The sequence below is a fragment of the Burkholderia sp. Se-20378 genome (assembly GCF_017104665.1).
Taxonomy (GTDB): Bacteria; Pseudomonadota; Gammaproteobacteria; order Burkholderiales; family Burkholderiaceae; genus Burkholderia; species Burkholderia lata.
Genome location: NZ_JAAGPG010000992.1, coordinates 1 through 1649 on the forward strand (window position 1 = coordinate 1; position 1649 = coordinate 1649).

The window sequence follows — 1649 nt, forward strand, 5'->3', positions numbered from 1 at the left end:
TCCGTTGTCATCGAACACCTCCTGGTCGAAGCGGCACCCGGGCGGGCCACGCGGCATGAACGGGCGCCGGTCAGCGCCGGCGCGGCAGCGACACGTCCTCGAGCGTATTGGCCAGCTCGTCGCGCTCGGGGCCGCCCGCGCGCGTCGCGATGTCGCCGAGCGACACGATGCCGACCAGCCGCCGGTTGCGGTCGAGCACGGGCAACCGATGCAACTGCACGTCGGCCATCCGCTGCTGGACGTCGCCGACCCCATCGTCCTCAACGCACCACTGCACGGGCCTGGACGCGACCGCCTGCACGGGCGTATCGGACGAATGGCCGTGCGACAGTCCGCGCACCGCGAGGTCGCGGTCGGTCACGATCGCGACGAGTTCGGGGCCGTCGCAAACGGGCAGCACGCCGATATCGAAGCGCCGCATCAGTTCGGCCGCGTGGCGAATCGTGTCGGTCGGCGCGACGCACACCACGTCGCGCGACATGATCTCGATGACGCGATACATGAACGCCTCCTTCGTGAGCAAGACGATTCGGGAGCAGATGGCGTGCCGCGCGCGGGCTGCACACGCCGGGCCAGCGCAAGCCCGTCATTGGCGTGAACAGGCTCCCGGCGGCCAGGCGACGGAGAAATTTGCCAGCCCGCTTGTACATCTTCCACGGCGGCAGCCGCGAACGGGCGGGGCAGGACGTCAGTGGCCGATGCCCGTCATCGCGACGATCGCGAGCACCACCGCGCTTTCGATCGCCGCCAGCGCTGCGACGCCGGCGGCGCCGCTGATTTCATGCCATCTGCGTTCAAGGCGTTTCATCAGATCAACTCCGAATGGCTCCGGCACGCCGCTGCGCCGCCGCGCAGCGCGGGCCGGTTGCCGCCGTCAGCCGTGATCGGGGGGCGGGGAAGGGACGTGCGGCGCGCGGCGTTCGTGCTCGCTGGACGGCTTGGCAGGATCGATACGGGTCGCGCCGCCAACGGCGGGCGGGTCGCTGGCCGGAAACGTCTCCTCGAGTCCCTCGTCGATGCGTTCCTCCGTCTTGTCTTCGGACGGCGGGCGCGACGTGGCGAGCCAGAGCAGTCCGGCAGCCGGTGACACGGCGTGGTGGCGGCCGGGGGCGTGAACGGTCATGGTCGAACCTCCTTGGTCATGGATACGGGCGCAAGCGCCATGCCTGCGCGGGGCCGACGGCACGACGCTTGCACGTCGGCGAAACCGCACGGGGCGCGGCGCAGCCACGCGCGTCGTCGGCGTGGACGAGAGGACATCGTGATGAAGGCATCCAGGAAAAGGATACGTTACGACGCGAACGTATGCGGCGGCGATTTATCCCACGTGCGCGAGCGTTTCGACACGTGGAAGCGTGAGTCGCGGATCTATCGGCCCGAGCGGCGCATGTTCGACGGCAAGGACGAGCTACGCGAACTGAACGACACCGTCTACGACGGCCCCGAGCGCGCGCAGCGGGTGCTCGTCGCGGAATGCACGCCGTCCGACCGGTTCGCGCTCGCGGTGCGGCTGACCGCGGAGGGCCGCACGATGTGGCTGGTGATGGCGGCGTACGACGATTGAGCGCATGGCCGCGTCCGACCGGCGCGGGCGCCCGGGCGGCGTAGACGCGGGCACGCCGCTTGCGCGCGAGGACGGCGCCATCGAG

3 protein-coding genes are annotated in these 1649 nt (G+C 70.3%); 1 reads left to right on the top strand and 2 read right to left on the bottom strand.

From position 1 onward, the window contains the following. Positions 1–70: 70 nt before the first annotated feature. Both G3N93_RS39640 and G3N93_RS39645 read right to left on the bottom strand, forming a co-directional pair. A complete protein-coding gene (locus tag G3N93_RS39640; protein WP_174937877.1) occupies positions 71–502 on the bottom strand; it encodes a CBS domain-containing protein in 432 nt (143 codons plus the stop codon). Between the two features lie 372 nt (positions 503–874). After that, entirely contained in the window at positions 875–1123 is a 249-nt protein-coding gene (locus G3N93_RS39645) for a hypothetical protein (RefSeq protein WP_206123520.1), read from the bottom strand. 141 nt (positions 1124–1264) lie between these two features. Between G3N93_RS39645 and G3N93_RS39650 the strand changes: the two genes are divergently transcribed. Then, positions 1265–1564, top strand: a complete 300-nt coding sequence (locus G3N93_RS39650) for a hypothetical protein (RefSeq protein WP_206135489.1) — start codon at positions 1265–1267, stop codon at positions 1562–1564. Positions 1565–1649 lie beyond the last annotated feature (85 nt).

Bases quoted from the DNA above. Each gene is read 5' to 3' on its own strand.
- G3N93_RS39640 (WP_174937877.1), bottom strand. From the start codon at position 502: ATGTATCGCGTCATCGAGATCATGTCGCGCGACGTGGTGTGCGTCGCG.
- G3N93_RS39645 (WP_206123520.1), bottom strand. From the start codon at position 1,123: ATGACCGTTCACGCCCCCGGCCGCCACCACGCCGTGTCACCGGCTGCC.
- G3N93_RS39650 (WP_206135489.1), top strand. From the start codon at position 1,265: ATGAAGGCATCCAGGAAAAGGATACGTTACGACGCGAACGTATGCGGC.